A 21357-nucleotide genomic window follows, 5' to 3' on the forward strand; every position below is an offset into this window, starting at 1 on the left:
GCTCAGTCCGCTTTGGCGTCGGTGGAGGGTGCGGCGTCGAAGTGATGGCGAACGTCGGCGCCGCGCACCCAGAAGATGACGTCTTCGGCGATGTTGGTGGCGTGATCTCCTACGCGCTCCAAGTTCCGGGAAATCAGAAGAGCATTCAGCGCCTGCGGTGTGAGTTCGGGCGACTTCTGCATCAGGTTGAGCATGGCGTGGTACGTCTGCGCGTTGAGTTCGTCAAGTTCGTCGTCGAGTTTCAGGACCGTTTCGGCAACGTCAGCACGGGCGTAAATGAACGACTCGAGAGCGATGCGAACCATCTTGGCAGCGGTGTCGGCGACTTTCGGGATGTCAACCGAGAGGTCGACCTCCGGGAGCTTAGCAAGCTCGAGCACACGCTGCACGACGTTGACGGCTTGATCGCCGACACGTTCGAGATCGGCATTAATCTTCACGACGGCCACGATGAAGCGGAGGTCCACGGCCATGGGTTGCTGCATCGCGAGCAGGTCGAGGGCGAGCTCATCGATCTCGCGTTCCATGATGTTGATGGAGTGCTCCGCATCGAGAACACGCCGGCAGAGAGCGACATCGCGACGGCGGTACGCTTCGTTGGCGCGGTCGACAGCCTGTTCGGCCATGCCGCCCATGCGCAGCAGTTTTTCCTTTAGTTCGTCGAGTGACTGGTGAAAGCGGGTACGCATTATCCAAACCTTCCGGTGATGTAGTCTTCCGTACGCTTGTCGGAAGGATTCGTAAAGATCTTTTCCGTCTTGTCGAATTCTATGAGATTTCCCAGAAGAAAGAAGCCGGTATAGCCCGCTACACGCGCGGCCTGCTGCATGTTGTGGGTGACGATGACGATTGTGTAGTTCTTCTTCAGTTCTTCGATGAGTTCTTCGATCTTGCTGGTCGAAATGGGGTCGAGGGCCGAGGCCGGCTCATCCATGAGCAGCACTTCGGGATCGACCGCCAAAGCGCGAGCGATACAGAGACGCTGTTGCTGGCCGCCGGAGAGACTGGCGCCGGACTTCTTCTTCAGGACATCTTTCACTTCTTCCCACAAGGCAGCGCGCCGGAGCGACGTCTCGACGATCTCGTCCAACCTTGTGCGGCTGCGGAAGCCGTTCAGTTTGAGCCCGGCGGCCACGTTGTCGTAGATGGACATCGTCGGAAAGGGGTTCGGTTTCTGAAACACCATGCCGATGCGGCGGCGAACGTCAACGGCGGCCGTGTTGTAGACGTCCGTATCGCCGACCATGATCTCGCCTTTCATGGTCGCGCCGGGAATAGTTTCGTGCATGCGGTTCAGGCAGCGCACGAACGTCGACTTACCGCAACCTGACGGACCAATGATGGCCGTTACTTGATTGGCACCGATACTCATGTTGATGCCGTGCAGCGCTTCCGTCGCGCCGAACCAGGCCTTGAGATCGCGTACCTTGATTTCTACACCCATTTATGAAGCTCCTCGATACATGCCGCGACTAGCGGCAATGCGCACGGCGGTGACCGCGCCCACAATCAGCACAATCAGCACCAGCGCTCCAGCCCATGCCTGACGGTGCCATTCGTCAAAGGGCGAAATGGCATAAGCAAAGATCTGCAAGGGCAGAGCTGCCGTCGGCTGGTTTACGTTCCAATTCCAGAATTGATTCCCAAAGGCGGTGAACAACAAGGGGGCAGTTTCACCCGCGGCGCGCGCAAAGGCGAGCATGACGCCAGTGATAACTCCCGCCTGCGCGGTCTTCAACGTCACGCTGAGCGTCGTCTTCCAGTTCGGTACACCCAGGCCCCATGCCGCTTCGCGGATATTGCGCGGAACCATGAGCAGCATTTCCTCCGTCGCCCGCGAGACGGTAGGGATCATCATGATGCCGAGAGCAACTCCACCGGCCAAGGCGGAGAAGTGCTTCTGCCTTATCACGATCAACCCGTACACAGCGATGCCGACAACGATTGAAGGCACTCCATTCAGAACATCCGCGACGAAACGTACGGCATTCCCGAACTTATTCTGGCCGAACTCAGCCAGATAAACTCCGGCACCAATTCCAAGCGGGATTCCGATCACCGAGGCAAGCAAAAGGATTACGCCGGAGCCAACAATCGCATTGGCCATGCCTCCACCGGTTTCACCCACGGGTTTTGGTATCTGCGTCAGGAAGGCCCAATTAATGGAGCCTATTCCTTTCAACACGAGATAGCCGAAGATGGCAACCAGCGGCAGAATAATCGCGATGGAAGCAAGAACGGCGAAGATCGTGGCGGCGTGGTCGGTTAAGCGGCGGCGAATACTGACCCGCTGAACGCGGAACATGGAAAGCTTATTGTCCATGAGCCCTCGCTGGCATGCCGCGCGTGGTGGCCCAGACCAGAGCCTGTGCGATGGCATTCACGATGAAGGTCACGATGAAGAGTGCGAGTCCGATTTCAATAATTGCACTCACGTATAGATTGTCCGTGGCTTCACTGAACTCGTTGGCGATAACGCTGGCCATGGTGTAGCCGGGGGCAAACAGGGATTTGGCGATTTCAGGCCGATTGCCGATGACCATGGTGACGGCCATCGTCTCGCCCAGAGCGCGGCCCAGTCCGAGGATGATGCCGCCCACAATACCCGCGCGAGCGTTACGCAAGACTCCGGTGCGGATCATTTCCCAACGAGTAGCGCCCAATGCCAGCACAGCTTCTCGCTGGTTCTGTGGAACCGCCTTCATCACATCGCGTGAAATTGAGGTGATGATCGGAACAATCATGATCGCCAGAATGATTCCAGCGGCGAGCATGCCGATGCCATAAGGCGGGCCGCTAAACAGGCCAGCCCACCCGAGTGTTTTGGACAAGAATGGTTGCACGTGTTGCCGAAGCAAAGGAGCCAGCACGAAAATTGCCCAGAGTCCGTAGATGACGCTGGGAATCGCCGCCAGCAACTCCATGAGGAATGACAGCGGAGTTCTGAGCCAGCGTGGGCACATTTCCGTAATGAAGACTGCGGCCGCAAGTGAAACCGGGACCGCCAGAATGAGTGCCAGGAAGGAAGAAACCAGCGTGCCGTAGATGAACGGCAATGCCCCGAAGTCGCCTGCTACCGGATCCCAATTCTCGGAATAGAAGAACTTGAGTCCAAAAGCATCCAGTGACAACTTCGAAGAAACGTAGAGTTCGTAAGCGATGAGGCCGACGATCGAAAGGACGGAAATGGCGCAGATGATCGTAACGACGAGGAAAATCTTGTCCGCAAACTTGCTCGCGAAAGAACTGCGCTCTACAAGAGGCTTTCTCACAATAGCAGAGATCCTCCCTGCTGGAGTGGATGGATGCGACACAGGATTTGGCAGCGCGTTACCCGGGGTGCTCAATCGAACTTCCTCAAGTTAAGGCTACGGAAGTTGTGTTACAGAATTGTTAAACGCGGATAAAAGAAAAAGGCCGGCGGATTGGCTCCGCCGGCGCTGAGGAGACTTGCAGTCTAGAAGCTGTAGATAACGTCGAACTGCATACGCTTGAGGTATGGATCCTTGTCGCCAGTGGCCAATCCAGGAGTCAACGCCCTGTTCTGCAGGTTCGAGTTCAGGGTGCGACCGATCCACTGGGTAAAGGCCAGAGTGGTGTTGTTTCTGACCTTGTACTGAAGTCCGAAGGTGTGTTGGATGATGTTCGTGGGCGCCCTCTGATCGGACTCGTTGAAGGAGGCAATCACGGAATCCTGCTCCTGCCGCCAGAAGCCATAATTGAACTGGAAGTCTCCCTTGTTCTTGGTGGAGCCAAGGCTGGTTTCCACCTTGTAATAGTGAGACTGCTTGCCCAGATCTGTGGCGACGGTTCCGTCCGCCAGAAGAGGATGGTCCTGCGCATTCAGGTTATTGAGGTATTCCAACACCACGCGCCAGGTGGGCAGTTTCGCCCAGCCAGTGGAGATATTGTTGTCGAGGATGAGGTCGCTATACAGGAACTTCGAGTAGAAGCGACGAATGGACACGCCGCCGGCTGTTCCCAGCGTGACGGTTGCATTGGTAATGCCGTTAGGTGCAAATTGCCCCGCGGAACCACCGTTTACGACTGCGCTCTCGTTAAGAATGACGTCGTTGTTGCGCCAGTTCAGAATCGAGTACGAGGGTGTCAAGCTCCAGCGCTTCGTCAGTTGAAGCTTCGCCGAAACCTGTCCGCCGGCCGCGAAGGAATCACCACCGGTGATGCTGCCGCCGTTGGCGCAGATTCCATTGATACAGCTCGTGGACGAGGAAGGACGGTTCGCTTCGTTGAAGAGCAACTGCATTCCGGTGAACGTGACGTTCTTCAGCAAAGGCGAGTTGAGGTCGAACGAGAACTTCTCGCTAAAGCCTTCGGGGTTCAGGTCGTTGTCGAACGAAGCAGGGGTTCGAATCCAGGTATAGGCAAACTTGCCGCCGGTCAGGGTGAGGAACTTCGCGGCCGACGGGTTGTAGTTGATATAGGCACGATCGATGCCGATCGTTTTCCGCTCGAATACATCCGACAGTGTCTGGTTGGTCGAGGTGGGGTCGCTGAAAGCGCCGGAGGCGAGGAAAATGCCGCCAGTGAAATCCTCACCCGCTTTCCCTTCGAAGCCGAAACGCACTCGGATGCGCTCGCGAATTCTTGCATTGCAGGCGCTACCGCAGTTGCTATAGGACTGGAAGAAATCTTCCTGGCGGACACGAACGTCGCCGCTGAACCTGAATCGACTGACCAGACCTTCGACGGCACTCACACGCTTCTGATCTTCTTGAGTGCTGACGGCGGCGGTGGTCATGTTGCCCTGAAGGTCCTTCACGTCGCTGGAGAGCTTTTCGTAAGTTTCCTTCTGGGAATCGGCAGCACTCTGCGCGGCGACAGCCTTGGTTTGGGCTTCCGCCGCGGCATTTGCGGCTTGGTCGAGCCGCTGCTGCGCCGCTTGCCAGGCTGCGTCGCGCTGACGCAGTTCCTGACGAAGCTGTTCAATCTGCTGTTGTTGCGCTGCGAGCGCATCGCGAAGGGCCTTGACGTCTTCGGCCGTGATGGCGGGCTCTGCTTTCTTAACAGGCCTCTTCTTCGCCGTGGATGTTTGTCCCCATAAGGTGCTCGCCACAACAACGAGCACCGCAATTGTTAATAGGCGTTTCATTCAGCTTTCCTCTGCTCCTGAACAACCGTTACGAATAGCTACTTAATGGTCTTGATGGTGGCGCGAACTTTATCGGCGACTTCTTTCGGAAGAGGTGCGTAATCGAGGGACTGCGCCATGGGCTGCCCTTTATCGAGCATCCAGTTTAGAAAATCGACCATAACTTTGCCCTTATTCGCATCTTTCCACTGTGCGGGGATGAGAAGCCACGTAAAGCTGGAGATCGGATACGCTTCTTTTCCGGGCGCGTTGGTGATGGAGACGCGGAAGTCGGCGGGCATGCTCTTGACGGTAGCGGCAGCAGCCGTGGTTGCAGCGAGGCTGGCCTTGACGAAGGTTCCGGCGGAATTCTGAACCGAGCCGTAGTTGATCTTGTTCTGAAGAGCGTAAATGAGTTCAATGTAACCGATGGCGCCTTCCATCTGGCGGATGAGACCCGCAACGCCTTCGTTCCCCTTGGCGCCGATTCCGGTTGGCCACTTCACCGAGGTTCCCTTATTCGGGCCACTCGCCCAGTCGGGGCTGACCTTGCTGAGGTAGTCGGTGAAAATGAAGGTGGTTCCGCTGCCGTCAGACCGGTGAGCGACGATGATTGACGTACTGGGAAGCGACACGCCGGGATTCAGCTTCGTGATGGCGGGATCGTTCCACGTTGTGATCTTGCCGAGGAAGATATCGGCGAGAACCTTGCCGCTGAACTTCAGGTCGCCCTTCACTCCGGGGACGTTGTATGCGGGAACAACCGAGCCCAGCACAGTCGGAATGTGGTAGATCTTGCGACCGGCGCTGGCGAGTTGCTGGTCGGTCATGGGGCCGTCACTGGCGCCAAAGTCCACGGTACCGGTGGACAACTGGCGGATGCCACCGCCGCTGCCGATCGATTGGTAGTTGATCTGAACGTCGGGATGGGCCTTGCGGTATTCGCTAAACCACTTCGAGTAAATCGGATAAGGGAAGGTCGCGCCCGCTCCATTGAGTGCGGTTTGTGCCGTCGCGACTCCGACCAGTGCGGTGGCGATCAGCAGCAAAAAGGTGAAACGTCTGAGCATTGATGCTCCTCCGATGAGGTGTTCACCTTTGTTTTATTTCGGGCGTGTTACGACGGGTTTACAGGATTGTGAATATTGTGTGAATGAAGTTCGAGCAGGCCGCTACTTGCCTTGCTTGCGCATCCACTCCACGAACAGGAGTTCGTAAGGCTTGTCCTTTGCGCGCAGCAGGTGGCGGATGGCTTGCCCTGTAACAAGTTGACAGACTTCTTCGGCAAGGTTCTTGGCGTGGTCTCCGGCGCGCTCGACGGTTTGCGTCATGAAGACGACGTGGAAACTCTCCTGCCGCGGCTGGTTTTCACGGTTTTCGACGTGACGCATGAAGACCAGGTTGCGGAGACGGTCGAGTTCGGAATCGGCGCGGAGGATATCAAGAGTTTTCTGGAGGTCGCGCTTCGAGAAGGCAAGGTAGGCGTCACCAAGCATCTTCTCGAGGATGGAAGTCATCATGGTGAGGTCGTTGGTATCGGCGGAGTCGAGGCGCTTGCCAACGACGGCGGCCCGATTGGCGAAATTCAGCAGGAGGTCGCCAATCCGCTCAAGTTCAAGAATGAATTTCAAACAGGCGAGAAGCTCACGCGTCTGGTTTTCGTCCGTGATCTGGGCAACAGTGGAGGTAACTGCCTCGTTAAGTTCACGGTCGATATTATCGAGTTCGTCTTCGAAGCCGCGGACACGATCCAGCATGTTGCTGGAGCCGGAGGCAATTCCCTCTGCAGAGGCGCCGGCCGCCGACTTCGCAACATCAATGGCGTGCAGGGTACGTTGCAGAATCTGGTCGTAAGCCGAGTTGCTGAGGTTCTTGGCGAGAGCGGAGCTCATATGCCTCCATCAGAACAACAACAAGGATACTGCGTCCATATCAGTTGCGCGAAGCTGTTTGCAAGTTTTCCTACCAGTTAAGTTTCCACCGGCAATCATGCACGAGCCATCTCTGCCGGCTTCAAGGCAAGTGGCAGTCTGAAGCTGAATTCTGAACCGCGGTTCAAAGTACTGGTTGCTGCGACTGTGCCTCCGTGCTTGCGAACGATGTGTTTCACGATGGCCAAGCCCAAGCCGGTACCTCCGGACTCGACGGAACGGGCCTTGTCGACGCGATAGAAGCGTTCGAACAGGCGTGAGAGATGTTCGGACGGAATGCCGGGCCCGAAATCCTGTACATAGAACTCAACAAACTGATCTGAAACGCGCGCGCCGAGAAGAACTTCGGTTCCGCCCGGAGCGTACTTGATCGCATTATCCACGAGGTTTGTAAAAACCTGATGAATCGCGTCGCGGTCAGCCTGAACGGTTTCTTCCGTGCTGGAAGCGACGCGGAGAGAGATGCCGCGGGCGACGGCGAGATCATGAAGGTTCTGCTCGGCATCGTGCAGAAGAGAGGAAGCAGGAACGGCTTCGAAGCGAAAGCTCTGTTCGCCGGATTCGACTCGAGCCAGGGTAAGAAGATCCTGGGTGAGGCGCGACATGCGCGCGGCGTTTTTGCGAATGATCTCGAGGAACTCGTGGGTGGTCTTAGGGTCGGAGGGGAGTCCGTCGAGCAGGGTCTCGGTGTAGCCCTGGATCGAAGTGAGCGGGGTACGGAGCTCATGTGAGACGTTGGCGATGAAGTCGCGACGCGTTCTCTCGAGACGCTCGATTTCCGAGAGATCGTAGAGGACAACTACAACGCCTCCGCCGGGCATGGGGGCGGCCGTCACGCTGAAGCTCTTGCCCGCTGACGCCCACGAGATGCGTTCGGTGTGAGTGTTCTCAGCGGTGGCTGCGGCTTCGGCGGCACGAAGGAGATCGGGGTCGCGGAGGGTCTCGACCAAAGGTGCGCCGATGCGAACGCCGGCGGGCAGGAGTTGCTGCATCTTGCGGTTGGCCCAAATTACGCGACGGTCAGCCGAGGTAGCGAGAACGCCTTCCTCCATGCTGTTGAGGAGAGTCTCGAGTTCCTTGTGACTGAGTTCGACTTGCTGGAAGCTTTGTTCGAGGCGGCGCGCAGTGCGGTCGAGCGCGGCCGCGACCTGCGCGATTTCATCGGAGGAGTCGCCGGGATCGATGCGCGCGGTGAGGTCGCCAGCGGCGATCTTCTCGGCGAAGCGCATGATCGAGCGCAAACGGGTGCTGATAACGCGAGAAGCGATGGCGGCAAGAATGAGCGCAACGAACATCGCCAATGCGGTTGATTTGAAAAGGCTGCGGCGGACGTGCGAGTTGACCTGCTTGATCTCCGAAAGGGGGTATGCGAGACGTACGGCGCCATTGGGAATGGGAGCGGCGAGGTAAAGGAACTCAACTCCTACGGTGTGGCTGACGCGGGAGCTTTCACCTTTTTTCCCGGTGAGCGCGGCGAGGAACTCCTGCCGCGAGGCGTGGTTCTCCATCTCCTGCGGATTGGCTTCGGAGTCGGCGAGGACTTTGCCGGAAGAATCAATGATGGTGGCTCGGGCAGCGGCGGCCATGGAAATGTCACGGGCGACCTGGCCATATTGTTCGGGCGACGCGGCACGGACTCGCTCGGCGAACATCGCGACCTTTTCCGAAAGGTTCTGCTCGATGTTGCGGTAGAGCGATTGCTCCCAGGCTTCGCGAACGGTGAAATCGATGGTGACGGCAGCGACGGCGATCACCAAGAAGAAGAAGGCGAAAAGCTTGAAGAATATCCGCCGTGTCACCTTGGCGCCTCGAACCGGTAGCCCGCTCCACGAACGGTTTTGAGCATCCGCGGGCTTTCGGGATCACGCTCGATTTTCTCACGGATACGGCGGACATAGACATCGACCGAACGGGGGGTAACGAACTGGGTGTCGCGCCAGACGGCGTCGAGCAACTGGTCCCGGGTGAAAACGCGCCCGGCGTGACGGGCAAGGTAGTCGAGGAGGCGGAACTCGGTGGCGGTGGTGCCGATTTTCTTGCCGCGGACGGTGAGGGTCATGGCACCGGTGTCGATTTCGATGTCGCCTGCCTTTAGGAGCTGCGGCGCAAGCGGGCGCTCAAAACGACGCAGTACGGCCTTCACCCGAGCGACGAGTTCGCGAGGGCTAAATGGCTTGGAGATGTAGTCGTCAGCACCTAGTTCCAGCCCAAGGACTCGGTCGGCTTCCGAAGTCTTCGCCGTAACAAAAATCACCGGAATGGTTGCCAGTGCGGGGTTTTGGCGGATACGGCGGCAAAGCTCAAGGCCGTCTCCTCCGGGGATCATGATGTCGAGCAGGAATGCTTCGGGGGCACCCTTTTCGGCTTCCGGCAGGACTCCGAAAGCGGAGGGGAAAGTGCGCACCTCAAACCCGGCACCCTCGAGATGATGTTTCATCAGACGCGATATATCGGGGTCGTCTTCGACTATGAGAATCATAGGGTTAAGCGGATTTCACCGGAACAATACATCATCGGGCAGGGTTGTTAAAATTTGATTAACGGAAATCGTTCTTTGGCGCCTCATGGGGATCCCTCGCACCAAGGTACTTGCCCCATATCGCGGGCGACCAGATTCGTGCAAAATGAGTAGATACATGATTCCTGAAAGGCCCTTTGGCGCCATGAAGAAGTTTGTCCTCCTGCTCTTCTGTCTTTCCATACTATGTTCGGCGCAAATCACACCGCCACCGCTGCCGGATAGCACAACACCCACACAAACGCCCGATACGCCGCTTCCGCAGACGAAGCCGCCTGCGGACACGAACAAGCCTGTCGATTATTCGCAGGAGCCCTATATCGTCAACGACTTCCGGTACATTGCGAGGTTCGAGAACGATGGCACCGGGACAAAGACGTTCGAGGCCGATATCAAGATCCAAAGTGATGCCGGCGTGCAACAGTGGGGGCAACTGGTCTTTGGATATAACTCGGCAAACGAGAAGATGGACATCGGATACGTCCGGGTAAAGAAGGCGGATGGAAGCGTGGTCACTGCCACCCAGGATGCCGTACAGGATTTAAGCGCCGGCGTAGCGCGCTTTGCGCCGATGTACACCGATTACCGCCAGAAGCACATCACGGTGCCTTCGCTGCGGCCGGGTGACACTCTGCAGTACAGCATCATCACGAAGACAGAAACAGCGCTGGCGCCCAACCAGTTCTGGTTTGCCTACGACTTCGATCGCAACATCATCGTGTTGCACGAGTCGCTCGAGGTGAATGTCCCGAAAGACCGCAAGATCAAGCTGAAGACTGAGGACGAATACCAACCGAAGATCAGTACTTCTGGCGACCGCAAGATTTATCTCTGGGAAACTTCGAACCTGAAGCGGAAGACGGACGAGGAACTGCGCAAGGAGTTCCGCAAGCGCCGCCTGCGGAAGAATGAAGATCAGCCGGCAGTGCAGCTAACAACATTCCAAAGCTGGGAAGAACTTGGGAAGTGGTACGCGCCGCTGCAGAAAGAACGCATCCAGCCCACGCCTGAACTGCAAGCGAAGGCACTGGAACTGACCAAGGACAAGAAAGATCCGATTGATAAGGTCCGGGCGATCTACGAGTACGTTGCCCCGGAGATCCGGTATGTAAGCCTCTCGTTCGGCGTAGGAAGATTCCAGCCCCACGCAGCCGGCGAAATTTTCGCCAACAAGTATGGGGACTGCAAAGACAAGCACACGCTGCTCTCGGCGATGCTGAAGACGATCGGAATCCATACCGATCCGGTGCTGATCAATTCGGTCCGCCAACTGGATCCTGATATTCCGTCGCCCGCGCAATTCGATCACGTGATCAGCATCGTTACTCTTGGCGATCGCAAGATTTGGCTGGACACCACAGCCGAAGTTGCGCCTTTCGGGCTGCTGAGCTGGCAGCTTCGCAAGAAAAAGGCACTCTGGGTTCCGGCGGAAGGTAAAGCGCAGGTGATAGAAACTCCGGCGCAATCCCCAGTGCCGAATCAGCAGGTGCTGACGGTAGACGGCAAAGTTAACGATATCGGCACGCTAAATGCGGACGTGAAGTTCATCTTCCGCGGCGACAGCGAATTGACGTTCCGCTCGGCTTTCCGCAACGCCGCCGAAACGGAATGGAAAAACATCGCCGGAAACCTGGGCTTGAAAGGTGATGCTACCGACATATCGATCAGCAATCCGGCGGACTTCAGCAAACCGTTCGAACTGAAGTACAAGCTGAGTATTCCGAACTATATGGCGTGGTCGTCAAAGACTCCGAGCATCGTGGTGCCGCTACCGCAGGTAAGCATCCCGGAGGTCGACGATGACGACGAAGATCAACCGGACCAGATCGACCTGACGGGTTCGCCCATCGAGTGCGACTTCAAGCTGCGGCTCGAGGTTCCCGAAAAATACTCGATCGGAATGCCCGTGCCAGCTTCCGTGAAGCGAGATTACGGAACTTACTCGGTCCAGTACGCAAACGAGAAGAACATTGTCACCGCCGAACGTAAGCTGGTACTGAACCAACGCGACCTTCCGAAGGAACGGCTGGGTGATTTCCTGGCGTTCCGCCGGATCGTATTCTCGGACCAGGCACAGCAAATCTCGCTTGAGACGAAAACAGCATCCGCCGCCACATTACCGGCGAACCTGAAGGCCGATGATCTGATTGCGGCCGGTGGCGCTGCGCTACAGAACCAGAACTTCCAGGCCGCCGTGGAATCCTATAAGCGCGCCATCGAACTGGAACCCAAGAACAAAGCGGCGTATCGCGGACTGGGTGCGGCATATCTGAACCTGCAGAAGAAGGAAGATGCTATCGCCACGTTCAAAAAGCTGCTGGAGATCAATCCTTACGACGAGTATGCATGGACTGGCATCGGCTACGCGTACGGATTCGACCACGATTACGAAAAGGCAGCCGAGGCATTCCGCAAGCAGGTGGAGATCAATCCCCTGGATTCGACCGCGCAACTGAGCCTGGCAAGCATGCTGGTGCAATTGCGGCGGTTCCCGGAAGCGCGTCCAGAGATGGAAAAGGCCGCGCAACTGATGCCGCGCAACGCGGAGGTACAGGCATCGCTTGGGCAAATCTACCTGGAAGTAAAGGAGCCGGAGAAGGCCCTGGCCGCTTTTGAGAAGGCGGTTGAATTCGGTGCCAATGCGACCGTCTGGAATAACGTGGCGTACGAGTTGGCGCAGCACAGCCTACAACTCGACCGCGCACAGCAGTACGCCGAATCTGCGGTAACAGAGATCGCCACCCAGCTCCGCAATATCGATGTCCAGCGGTTGCGGATCGACGACTACCGCCGGGTGAACGCAATCAGTTCCTACTGGGACACGCTCGGATGGGTACATTTCCGGCGCGGTGATGTCACGCAGGCGAAGAAGTTCATCGAATCGGCGTGGCTGCTCGGACCGAACGGCGAAGTGGCGTATCACCTCGGCGAGATCCTGGAAAAAGAAGGACAGAAAGAAAAGGCGATCCAGATGTATGCAGCCGCGGCCGGCGTGAAGCGATATTACGCACCTGCCAGGGACAAGCTGCTGACGGTGATCGGCGACAAGAAGAAGGCTGAAGCGACGATCAAAGAAATGGGGGAGAAATACGGTGAGCCGTCGAAGTTGGACCTCGGCGCCGTAAGCAAAGAGGATGGACAGGCTGACTTCGCGTTCGTCTTTGCGCCCGGGAAAGTGGAAGGCGTGAAGTTCCTGGGTGGAGACGACAAGTTGAAGGGACTGGACCAAAAGCTGGCGGGGTTGAAGTATCCGGTGGAGTTCCCCGACGCGACTCCGACGAAGCTGGCTCGCCGCGGGACAGTGTCGTGCAAGAACGCGTCGTGCACACTCACGCTGCTGGCGGCAGAAGATGTGATCAGCGCAGAATAGAACACTTAGCTACCAAGCCGCCCGGTGGAACGGGCGGCTTTTTTACTGGGCAAACGCAATTTCCGGGCTGCGGGCCTGCAACTCGGAACGGGTCTGCTGGAATCAAACCCCTTACGCGCAGCAGGGATTCGTGTGAGCAGGGCATACGCCGCATTCATATTGCTGTTTTTTCTTTCGACCGCATTCGCTCAGGATGACGAGTTCCGTTTCATCCGTCCGGTCCACGTGGTGCAGAACAAACGCGCCGTGAAGCGAATGCCTCCGATGGACGTGTCCACGTTCAAGCCGGGATCGATACGACCTGTAGCCGACCCTCCGGAGGTTGCGATCGGCGAGCGTCTGTTCATGGAAACTCGCTTCTCGCAGTACTTCGCGGCGAACTACGACGGGAACGTTAATCACCCGCTCAAAAAGGGTGAACCCACGCTCGACCAGGTAGAAGTAAAGGGCCGTACGCTGCGCGGTCCGTTCAAGACTCGCTCCATTAATTGCCGCTCTTGCCACTTTGTGGCGGAGTTCGCCCACGAAGGAATCGGCTTCAATCGAACCTACGCAGATTTCGCGAAGCGCAGCCCGATGCCGGCACGGGAAGACGGCAAAAAGAACACACCACGCAATTCCATGAGCATGGTGGATTCGTTCATCTCGCGCGACGGTGCGACGCTACTTCATGCCGACGGCGAGTTTGCCAATGTCGAGTCGCTGGTGAAATCCACAATGACAGGCCGCAACTTCGGGTGGCTTCCGGGCGAGCAGGATGAGGCGATCGCGCATATCGCCAAGGTGATACGCGAAGACGACGGATCGGACATCATCAGCTATCGGTACGGAGGTTCGTACACGAAGATACTGGCTGGCACGGATCCGAGCATTCACTTTTCCTTCAAGCTGCCGCGGGAATACACGATTGATGTTAGTTCCGCCAGCGATCAGCAGATCCTGGATGCGGTGGCAAAGTTGGTCGGCGCATATCTGGCGAGCCTGGAATTTGCGCGAACTAACGATGGAATTCACGACGGCTCACCGTATGACATGTTTCTGAAAATCAATGGGCTGCCGCAAAAGCCCAACCAGGGTGAAACGGACGCCCAGTACACGGACAGACTCAGAAAAGCCGTCGAGGAACTGAAGCAGCCCAAGTTCGTGGACCAGGAAGAGCAGGCGACATGGTTCCAGTACCATCAGCAGAAGTTCAATTTCGGCCCGGAGGAACTGGAGGGGCTGAAGATATTCCTTCGCACGCAGGCGTCGGCCAAGCAATCTGCGAAGAAGCCGAATTTCGGGGCGATATTGGCAGTCCCGGGAGCCATTGTCCTCTTCGGTTTTGCCACGCGCAGGTCGAAGAATCGCGGAAGCACCGCAATGTGGATGTCTGTGCTGGTCGTATGCTCAATGGTGATTCTGGGCGGGTGGAGCAAAGACGGCCGCAAAATCAAACTGGCGGCGCAGAAAGAACAGGCCAACCTGACTCCGCATGTTGGAAATTGCGCATCCTGTCACACGGCGCCCGACTTCACGGATAGAGGGTTCCATAACAGCGGTGCGTCTCAGGAGGAGTACGACTCCCTTCATGGCGCAGGCAGTTTTGCGAGGCTAGCGATTCCGTCGTATGAACAGCGAGTGAAGCAGCATGATCGTTATCTTCCTGCTACACCGCAGCACCCGAAAGCGAGCGATGTGTTCCGATCCATTCCAGCCGCGGCGAATCCCAAGGCCGCAGACCTCGGCATGTGGAATATCTTCGCGAATCCCGATTATCCGGAGCCTCAGCCGTTGTTGAACAAGCTCATGTGTGGAGCAGAAAATTGCGATGTAAAGGTAACGCTTCCAAAGACAGTCGCATTGTTCCGGACGCCACCGTTACGCGATCTTGAAGATTCGAGTCCGTTCATGCACAGCGGCAGGCTCGAAACGATCGAAGACACTCTGCGTTACTACATACGTATTTCGGCACTGGCACGAAGAGGTGAAGTGCGAAATGGCGCGCCAGAGTTGAACGGAATCACTATCGATGAGCAGGATGTGAAAGCGCTTGCGGCTTTTCTGAGATCGTTGAACGAAGATTACGATTAGTTGTGTAATCAGGCATCGAAAACAGCGGGAACCCTCATCGGAATATTTGTACGCCACAGGGAAACCGGGCGTACGGGACCCCAGTTTCGAGGTGATTTAGTGTTCGCGTTTGTCCTCCCAAGCATTGCACTGTTGCCGGCCGGTTTGATTGCTGCGATCGGCACCGGCATTTACATTCGTTCGCGCCGAGCGAATGAAGACCGGCGATATCGCGAGTTGAACTTCAAATAGTTTTGGCGGACGGGCAAAACACCCGTCCGTGCTTCCCTTCCCAGCATTTCCTGCCTGTCGTAGCCGATTCCTGTTGATCCTGATCCGCGGTGTAAAATGAGTGGTTTGGGCCCCCAGCCCTGCAATCGATAGGAGATAAGCACTTATGGCTACCGTTCAAGCGCCTCCCGAGCCACTTATCGGCAAGCTGACCAAGTTCGTCAACGAGCCAGCGACCGATTTCACCAAAGAAGAAAATGCCCGTGCCATGCGCGAGGCAATCGCCAAGGTTCGAGCCGAACTTGGCCGTGACTATGACCTCGTGATCGGCGGAAAAAGAGTCAAGACTGCGGGAAAGATTAAGTCTTTAAACCCGGCGAAGCCGAGCGAAGTGGTTGCTTCGTTCTCGAAGGCAGATGAGTCGCACGTCGAACCTGCCATGAACGCCGCGCAGGAAGCTTTCAAGACGTGGAGCAAGACGACGTTCGAAGAACGCGCGGAGTTGATCTTGCGCGTTGCCAAGACGATCCGGGAGCGCAAGCACGAATTCTCCGCCTGGATGGTATTTGAAGTCGGAAAAAACTGGGCCGAAGCGGATGCAGATACGGCGGAGGCGATCGACTTCGCCGAGTTCTATGCCCGCGAAGCATTGCGGTTATCCAAGGCCGAAACGCCGATTCAGTTGCCCGGCGAGCGCGACTCCCTGATGTACATCCCGCTCGGCGTCGGGATCGTGATTCCGCCGTGGAACTTCCCGGGTGCGATTATGGCGGGTATGACGATGGCGTCGATCGTATGCGGGAATACGGTGATCCTGAAGCCTTCGAGCGATTCTCCGGCAATTGCGCGGTTCTTCTTCTCGATCCTGGAGGAGTGCGGCATGCCTGCGGGCGTGGTGAACTTCTGCCCCGGTGGTGGAGGCACATTTGGCGATGCGCTGGTTGCGCATCCGAAGACCCGGTTCATCGCGTTCACCGGTTCGCGAGAAGTTGGGCTGCACATCAATAAGTCGGCGGCCACACAGGCGAAGGGGCAGATCTGGATCAAGCGGACCATCCTCGAAATGGGGGGCAAGGACGCCATTATCGTGGAAGACGATGCTGACATCGACGCAGCAGTCGATGGCGTGGTGGCTTCGGCGTTCGGGTTCCAGGGACAGAAGTGCTCGGCGTGCTCACGATTGATCCTGAACGAGAAGGTGTACGACCAGTTCATCGAAAAGATGGTGCCGAAGGTGAAGGCGATTCAGGTCGGCGAGCCGACGGAGAACGTAAGAATGGGCCCAGTGGTGAACGAGGGTTCGATGAAGTCGATCCTGGGCTATATCGAGCACGGCAAGAAAGATGGACGCCTGGTCGCAGGCGGCAAGCGCGTGGAAGGCAAAGACGGCTACTACATCGAGCCGACGGTATTTGCCGATATTCCGGCGAAGTCGAAACTGGAGCAGGAGGAGATCTTCGGACCCGTGCTGGCGATCATCAAGTCGAAGAACTTCGATCACGCGCTGGAAATCGCGAATGATACCGAATTCGGCCTGACCGGTGCCTTGTACAGCAAAGACGAGAAGAAACTGGACCGGGCGATGAAGGAGTTCCACGTCGGCAACCTGTACTTGAACCGCAAGTGCACGGGAGCGATGGTGGGCGCGCATCCGTTCGGCGGGTTCAACATGTCGGGGACGGATTCGAAGGCCGGCGGACCGGACTACCTGTACCTGTTCACCCAAGCTAAGGCGGTAGGAAAGAAGCTGTAGGACCATCGATTGATCCAGGGAGAGCCTGCCGGTATGGCGGGCTTCCCTGTTTTTGGTACTTTTTTGTCCAAAAAATGAAATTCGGAAAGCCACGTTCCTGCTGGCTTGCATCATAGTCGGGTGTAAAGGTCTGTTTACCCCGGCCCCATTTGACACAAAGTCGGTAAGGGCCTGAAAATCGAATCAATTCGAGCCGGACAGGGGTTAACCCCGGCTCCAAAGGACGCCTATGGCGCGCATCTTGTGTGTGGACGACGAGCCCACGGTCGTCACATTGAAATGCAAGATTCTGGAAGCAGCGGGTCACACTGTGACTGCGGCGACGTCTGCCCATGAGGCCATCGAAAAGCTCGAGGCCGCGGGGTTTGATGCCGTCGTAACCGATTGGCGCCTTGGTGACGACATTGGGCGTGCGGTCGTACAGGCGGCCAAAAATCATTCAACCACTCCGGTGGTGGTGGTGTCGGGCTACGTGGCCGAGGCATTCCAGGCTGCTGAGCCGCTGGCCGATCTTTACCTGGAGAAGCCCGTCAATCCGGAAGAACTGGTCACCATCGTCAACGAGCTTTTGAAGACCCAGAGCCGGACGGCCACTCAGTAATTCCCGTCAATCCATTCCGGCGCAAGCCCGCATCCTATTTAGAACGCTCGTCTATGCCTGTGCGCCACGCGCAGGAGACCGTGTGCCTATGCCTATTGCCATCCCGCTGAACGGAGTTCTGGAAAGCGGGTTCACCTTGTTCATTGCTGGTGTGGTCCTGGTGGAACGCCGGGGCCGGCACGAGCCTTTGGATCCCAAGCGACAGATCGAAATCCGCACCCTTCTGGACAGCATGCCGGAGTCGGTGGTGATCGTGGACATCAAGGGGAAGATCGTCGATGCCAACGCTACGGCTTCGCGGCTTTCCGCATTGTCGCGCGAGCAACTGCTGGGCATGAATGTGGGTGAGTTCGCCAGGCGATTGGACGGCGAAGCAGCGGATAGATTGGTAAAGTTCCGAAAACCTATCATTTCGCGCGCACTGGCCGGAGAAGCGGTGCAAGGCGAACGGCGCGAGGTGCGCCATCCGGTAAGTGGAGAACCGATCAGCCTGCTGGTATCGGCGAATCCCATCCGGAATGAGCAAGGTGAGCTGCAAGGCGCACTTCTTATTGCGCGGGATGTCACGGAGTTGACTCAACTTCAACAGCGCCTGGCGGATACGGATCGCCACCAAGCGATAGGGCATGTCGCGGCGGGTATCGCCCACGACTTCAACAACACTCTGCAGACGATCAGCCAGGCTGTCGCCGTGCTGAAGATGGCTCCGGATAAGCCTGCCACCGAACAGAAAGTGTTTCTGGACATGATCGAGAACGCTGTCCGGCGCGGCGCCGAAGTCATTTCACGTATTCGCGATTACCTGCTCAGTGGAAAGTCCGTTCCGGGCGAGGTGGACCTGCGCTCGCTAGTTGAAGACGCTATCGAACTGACGCGTCCCATGTGGCAGGCGGCAGGAGTTTCCATCCAGCGCGAGTTGAAACAGCTTCCCAAGGTTCGCGGCAATCCAGCGGACCTACGCCGGGTGTTCACGAACCTAATTATCAATGGCGTGCAGGCAATGCCACACGGGGGGACTTTGCTCATTGGCTGTGAGGACTCCGAAAAATCGGTTCACGTATGGGTGCGAGATACTGGCCAGGGAATCTTGCCGGAGATCCGCAAGCAAGTCTTCAATCCTTATTTCACGACGAAGCCCGGGGGAACGGGGCTGGGTCTTTCTGGCGCACAGAAGATCCTTCTCGAACTGGGAGGAAACATTTCGTTTCAGAGTGAACCTGGTCGAGGAACGCAATTTGACCTGCAGTTTCCGAAACGCGAAGAAAACCAGGAGAGAAAGAGCGCCTAGCCCTGAAGTTCAGGTAATGAAAAGCCGGTCCATGGAGGACCGGCTTTTCTTGCGAGTACGAGTTCTAGGAAACGCTGGCGGCCTTGGTCGTGTCCGGAGGCAGGCTGCTGCTGGCCGAGGTGGCCGCGGCGGCTTCCGCCAGAATGCGATGGTGAATGGTGAACAACGCCAGTTCCAGTCGATCGGATACGCCGATCTTGTCGTAAACGTTGCGGAGATAGTTCTTGATCACCTGCTCGGTTGTTCCGAGTTCGGTGGCAATCTCCTTGTTCTTATATCCTTGGACGATCAAGGCGACGATACGGAGTTCCTTGTTGGTGAGGCGGTCCACGACGCGCGCCCCGACCATATCGTTTTCGCTGACTTCCGTGGGGACAGCGTTGTCCTGCACGTAAGTATCGCCCCGCGCGACATTGCGAACGCAGTCGAGCAGAGCCGGGCCCGTGACGTTGCGATACACGACACCATGAGCGCCAGCGCTGAGGTAGGCCGCGTTGTTCTCGCCGGAATCGGCGATCAGCACCAGACGTCCTTTGACCTTGGCCACGGCCTGCGCAAGGGAATGCACATCGGGATAGAAATTCACCGAGCAAACCACCACGCTGGGGCGGAAGCGTTCGAGAGCCATCGGCAGTTGGTCAGGCGTTTGGGCCTGGGCCACGATGCGCATCTCGTCTTCCACCGCCAAGACCTTGGCGATACCGGCTCGGAACACAGGTTGTTTGTCAGCAACTACAAGTTTCAACATGGGCAGACCTAAGTGGCGCGTACAAACTCATAACCGTCGATGACGCAAGCGACGCCGGTTTTATCCGGAGAATTACCTGATTCAGTTCTAACCACAGTTCCGCGGCATTGCAGCTTCACGTCCACGTCCGCCCCCGTCACGTCCCGAGGAAGCGTAATTTCGAAGGTGACCTTCGAGCCGACCTTGAACTGCGAGTTGGCGCGGAGGTACACACCAGCCGCACTTAGATTATCGGTAATTCCGTCCAGTTTCTTAGCCGAGTCGGAGGCCTCGATTGAAATTGGCAGCTTTAGCTCGAACCGCTTCCCTGTTCGTGTCTCGGACACGCTTCCTCCAAATTAACCCGGAAATCAAAAGAGCCGACGATGCTGGGGGAGATAACTACTTCGGGTTTATATCACGGAAGGAGCAGCAAAGGTAGCGTTTAGCACACTGAGAATGGACATAACTGATAAACACCGCTGCAGATAGGGTATATGCAGTAAGGGCGAGCCAAATCGCCCGCCCTTACTGCCAGGGTGAGGAGGAAATCAACTCACCATGTGTTTGACGGTTCCGGCGGTGCCGTAACCGAACAACAACCCGAGAATGGCAACTGCCGCGGACGCCGGCCAGACGTACTCGCGAGCGTGCCGACGGACGTCGAGTTTCTCCCGTACCGTACTTTTTACCTGCGTACGCAGCTCGGAAACGGTGTTATGGATACGCCGACGCTGCTCTGCGGCCTGCTGTTCAAGGATATCGGTTGGAACGTCTGGGGAGATCGGGGTGGTCATAACTGAGTCCTCGCTTCGTTCTGTAGCCAGACTTTGTCATCTCTCAGCACCTTGATGGTCCGTTCTGGCACGAGTCCCTTTTCGGTAATGCTGCGGTAGCCCATGAACAGTGCGGCACCGCCGAAGATCGCATATACAACGCCCACGATCACGCAAGCGAGGAATGTGGCATACAGCGAGCCGGCAAAGAACGTGTACACCAGCGCCACAAGCCCCGCCGTCAGTACCAGGAATGCGGTGGCTGCGAGTAACCCGCCGATTACCAGCAGAGGTGCCGACGATTTAAGATTGGCGATCTTCTCGCGCATCTCGGCTTGAAGCATCGCCAAGCGGGTTTCCGCGAATCGCTTAAATTCTTCCTTGGCTTCGTTCACGGTCGCACCGATGGAGCGACCGTTCGCGGTGCGTTCATGTTCGTCAATGTAGTGAATATTCGAGTTCATTCGTCCCTCCACACGCGCAGAAGGAAGCCCACCACAAAAGCTGTGGCTGCCGAACCGGCGATGAATTGGAGCGGATAGTTGCGTGCGTAGTATTGAGCGCGGTTACGGGCAAATCGCGCCTGCCGCGACGCGGTATCGGCAAGCTCGGAAGCCTGGTCCTTGATTCTGTCTGCGACATCACTTTCTTTTGCGCGACCGCGAATCAGACGGAACCGATACCGAAGATCCTCGACACGGTCGGAGACGAAGCCGGGGATTTGGCGGGCTTTATCCTTGACGGTGTTAAGGACGTTCGCCACTCCGCTGGAGCGATGCTCCTGGTCGAAGTCTGATGAATGCCGCTCGTGCGGCCACTCACCAAGGGATTGTTCAGTAGCAGTCTCGGGCAGCAGCGCTTGCGAGTTCGAGTAGTCGATTGACCGCTCAACAGGTACGGGTCCGGGCCGGACAGAGCTCCCGGGCGACTCGGGATAACGCATGCTGCTCAACGGTTCATCGTTGCGTACCGGTTCAGCCATGTTGTCTCTCAGTTCCATAGGTTGGATTCAAGGGTTTGG

General features: G+C 57.1%; 19 protein-coding genes. 5 read left to right on the forward strand and 14 right to left on the reverse strand.

Annotation, left to right across the window (positions count from 1 at the left end):
* Positions 1–2: 2 nt before the first annotated feature.
* The 9 genes from phoU to VN577_14415 all read right to left on the reverse strand — a co-directional run bounded on the left by phoU (position 3) and on the right by VN577_14415 (position 9499).
* Positions 3–689, reverse strand: a complete 687-nt coding sequence (gene phoU, locus VN577_14375) for a phosphate signaling complex protein PhoU (protein ID HWR16011.1) — start codon at positions 687–689, stop codon at positions 3–5.
* On the reverse strand, positions 689–1444 hold the full coding sequence (pstB, locus tag VN577_14380; protein ID HWR16012.1) for a phosphate ABC transporter ATP-binding protein PstB: 756 nt from the start codon (positions 1442–1444) through the stop codon (positions 689–691). The genes phoU and pstB overlap by 1 nt, the downstream gene beginning before the upstream one ends.
* A complete protein-coding gene (gene pstA, locus VN577_14385; protein HWR16013.1) occupies positions 1445–2323 on the reverse strand; it encodes a phosphate ABC transporter permease PstA in 879 nt (292 codons plus the stop codon).
* Entirely contained in the window at positions 2313–3272 is a 960-nt protein-coding gene (pstC, locus tag VN577_14390; protein ID HWR16014.1) for a phosphate ABC transporter permease subunit PstC, read from the reverse strand. Before pstC ends, pstA begins: the two co-directional genes overlap by 11 nt.
* A 185-nt stretch (positions 3273–3457) precedes the next feature.
* The gene (locus VN577_14395; GenBank protein HWR16015.1) at positions 3458–5110 is read right to left on the reverse strand and encodes a putative porin; all 1653 of its coding nucleotides are present in this window, start codon (positions 5108–5110) and stop codon (positions 3458–3460) included.
* A 38-nt stretch (positions 5111–5148) separates the two neighbouring features.
* Positions 5149–6159: a phosphate ABC transporter substrate-binding protein PstS gene (pstS, locus tag VN577_14400; GenBank protein HWR16016.1), complete on the reverse strand. Its 1011-nt coding sequence runs from the start codon at positions 6157–6159 to the stop codon at positions 5149–5151.
* A 102-nt stretch (positions 6160–6261) separates the two neighbouring features.
* Complete coding sequence (locus VN577_14405) at positions 6262–6981, reverse strand: PhoU domain-containing protein (protein HWR16017.1); 720 nt, start codon at positions 6979–6981, stop codon at positions 6262–6264.
* A gap of 95 nt (positions 6982–7076) precedes the next feature.
* A complete protein-coding gene (locus VN577_14410; protein HWR16018.1) occupies positions 7077–8819 on the reverse strand; it encodes an ATP-binding protein in 1743 nt (580 codons plus the stop codon).
* Positions 8816–9499: a response regulator transcription factor gene (locus VN577_14415; GenBank protein HWR16019.1), complete on the reverse strand. Its 684-nt coding sequence runs from the start codon at positions 9497–9499 to the stop codon at positions 8816–8818. The genes VN577_14410 and VN577_14415 overlap by 4 nt, the downstream gene beginning before the upstream one ends.
* Before the next feature lie 157 nt (positions 9500–9656).
* On the opposite strand from VN577_14415, the gene VN577_14420 reads away from it, so the two are divergent.
* The 5 genes from VN577_14420 (at position 9657) to VN577_14440 (ending at position 18833) form a co-directional block, all read left to right on the forward strand.
* The gene (locus VN577_14420; GenBank protein HWR16020.1) at positions 9657–12908 is read left to right on the forward strand and encodes a DUF3857 domain-containing protein; all 3252 of its coding nucleotides are present in this window, start codon (positions 9657–9659) and stop codon (positions 12906–12908) included.
* 132 nt (positions 12909–13040) lie between these two features.
* Positions 13041–14981 (forward strand): hypothetical protein, encoded by a 1941-nt coding sequence (locus tag VN577_14425; protein HWR16021.1) that lies wholly within the window; start codon positions 13041–13043, stop codon positions 14979–14981.
* A 376-nt stretch (positions 14982–15357) separates the two neighbouring features.
* Entirely contained in the window at positions 15358–16944 is a 1587-nt protein-coding gene (gene pruA / locus VN577_14430) for an L-glutamate gamma-semialdehyde dehydrogenase (protein HWR16022.1), read from the forward strand.
* Between the two features lie 229 nt (positions 16945–17173).
* Positions 17174–17545, forward strand: coding sequence for a response regulator (locus VN577_14435; GenBank protein ID HWR16023.1), 372 nt, complete (start codon positions 17174–17176; stop codon positions 17543–17545).
* Positions 17546–17633: 88 nt separating this feature from the next.
* Positions 17634–18833: an ATP-binding protein gene (locus tag VN577_14440; GenBank protein ID HWR16024.1), complete on the forward strand. Its 1200-nt coding sequence runs from the start codon at positions 17634–17636 to the stop codon at positions 18831–18833.
* Between the two features lie 64 nt (positions 18834–18897).
* Here VN577_14440 and VN577_14445 read toward each other — a convergent pair whose 3' ends face one another.
* From VN577_14445 to VN577_14465, 5 genes are all read right to left on the reverse strand, one after another.
* Complete coding sequence (locus VN577_14445) at positions 18898–19581, reverse strand: response regulator transcription factor (protein HWR16025.1); 684 nt, start codon at positions 19579–19581, stop codon at positions 18898–18900.
* A gap of 8 nt (positions 19582–19589) precedes the next feature.
* Entirely contained in the window at positions 19590–19907 is a 318-nt protein-coding gene (locus tag VN577_14450; GenBank protein ID HWR16026.1) for a PilZ domain-containing protein, read from the reverse strand.
* A 204-nt stretch (positions 19908–20111) separates the two neighbouring features.
* Positions 20112–20357 (reverse strand): hypothetical protein, encoded by a 246-nt coding sequence (locus VN577_14455; GenBank protein ID HWR16027.1) that lies wholly within the window; start codon positions 20355–20357, stop codon positions 20112–20114.
* Positions 20354–20800 carry a phage holin family protein gene (locus VN577_14460; GenBank protein ID HWR16028.1) on the reverse strand — a complete coding sequence of 149 codons (447 nt, stop codon included), beginning with the start codon at positions 20798–20800 and terminating at the stop codon, positions 20354–20356. Before VN577_14460 ends, VN577_14455 begins: the two co-directional genes overlap by 4 nt.
* Positions 20797–21318, reverse strand: coding sequence for a hypothetical protein (locus VN577_14465; GenBank protein ID HWR16029.1), 522 nt, complete (start codon positions 21316–21318; stop codon positions 20797–20799). Before VN577_14465 ends, VN577_14460 begins: the two co-directional genes overlap by 4 nt.
* Between the last annotated feature and the right edge of the window lie 39 nt (positions 21319–21357).

The organism is Terriglobales bacterium, assembly GCA_035561515.1.
Taxonomy (GTDB): domain Bacteria; phylum Acidobacteriota; class Terriglobia; order Terriglobales; family Acidobacteriaceae; genus DATMXP01.

Excerpts from the sequence above, each read along its gene's own strand:
- phoU (HWR16011.1), bottom strand. The coding sequence starts at position 689 with ATGCGTACCCGCTTTCACCAGTCACTCGACGAACTAAAGGAAAAACTG.
- pstB (HWR16012.1), bottom strand. The coding sequence starts at position 1,444 with ATGGGTGTAGAAATCAAGGTACGCGATCTCAAGGCCTGGTTCGGCGCG.
- pstA (HWR16013.1), bottom strand. The coding sequence starts at position 2,323 with ATGGACAATAAGCTTTCCATGTTCCGCGTTCAGCGGGTCAGTATTCGC.
- VN577_14395 (HWR16015.1), bottom strand. The coding sequence starts at position 5,110 with ATGAAACGCCTATTAACAATTGCGGTGCTCGTTGTTGTGGCGAGCACC.
- pstS (HWR16016.1), bottom strand. The coding sequence starts at position 6,159 with ATGCTCAGACGTTTCACCTTTTTGCTGCTGATCGCCACCGCACTGGTC.
- VN577_14405 (HWR16017.1), bottom strand. The coding sequence starts at position 6,981 with ATGAGCTCCGCTCTCGCCAAGAACCTCAGCAACTCGGCTTACGACCAG.
- VN577_14415 (HWR16019.1), bottom strand. The coding sequence starts at position 9,499 with ATGATTCTCATAGTCGAAGACGACCCCGATATATCGCGTCTGATGAAA.
- VN577_14420 (HWR16020.1), top strand. The coding sequence starts at position 9,657 with ATGATTCCTGAAAGGCCCTTTGGCGCCATGAAGAAGTTTGTCCTCCTG.
- pruA (HWR16022.1), top strand. The coding sequence starts at position 15,358 with ATGGCTACCGTTCAAGCGCCTCCCGAGCCACTTATCGGCAAGCTGACC.
- VN577_14435 (HWR16023.1), top strand. The coding sequence starts at position 17,174 with ATGGCGCGCATCTTGTGTGTGGACGACGAGCCCACGGTCGTCACATTG.
- VN577_14440 (HWR16024.1), top strand. The coding sequence starts at position 17,634 with ATGCCTATTGCCATCCCGCTGAACGGAGTTCTGGAAAGCGGGTTCACC.
- VN577_14445 (HWR16025.1), bottom strand. The coding sequence starts at position 19,581 with ATGTTGAAACTTGTAGTTGCTGACAAACAACCTGTGTTCCGAGCCGGT.
- VN577_14455 (HWR16027.1), bottom strand. The coding sequence starts at position 20,357 with ATGACCACCCCGATCTCCCCAGACGTTCCAACCGATATCCTTGAACAG.
- VN577_14460 (HWR16028.1), bottom strand. The coding sequence starts at position 20,800 with ATGAACTCGAATATTCACTACATTGACGAACATGAACGCACCGCGAAC.
- VN577_14465 (HWR16029.1), bottom strand. The coding sequence starts at position 21,318 with ATGGCTGAACCGGTACGCAACGATGAACCGTTGAGCAGCATGCGTTAT.